The sequence below is a fragment of the Candidatus Jidaibacter acanthamoeba genome, from assembly GCF_000815465.1.
Taxonomy (GTDB): Bacteria; Pseudomonadota; Alphaproteobacteria; order Rickettsiales; family Midichloriaceae; genus Jidaibacter; species Jidaibacter acanthamoebae.
On the sequence record NZ_JSWE01000088.1, the window covers coordinates 1 to 287 of the forward strand.

A 287-nucleotide genomic window follows, 5' to 3' on the forward strand; every position below is an offset into this window, starting at 1 on the left:
CGCAAATAAGTAAATTTAACTGACATACCTAAAGAATTAAATATCATAAAGGAAGTAAGGCAGCCATATTAATAAGCTTAGGATCAAAAGAAATCAGCTGCTATGAAAAGAAATAAAGGCAGAAGAAATAGTTATGGTAAGATTAAATACAAAGTAAATAACTGGAAAGAGTATAAGCAATCTCTAAAGAATAGGGGATCACTTATCGTCTGGATAAGTAAGGATATAGAGAAGTTATGGTATTTTAGTAAAGGAAATATATGTAAACGAGGAAGGTTAACCTTTTA

The 287-nt window shown here is 29.6% G+C and carries 1 pseudogene; it reads left to right on the forward strand.

The window, feature by feature from the left end:
- Positions 1–102: 102 nt before the first annotated feature.
- Positions 103–287, forward strand: a pseudogene (locus tag NF27_RS12025) (IS5/IS1182 family transposase); the annotation flags it as partial.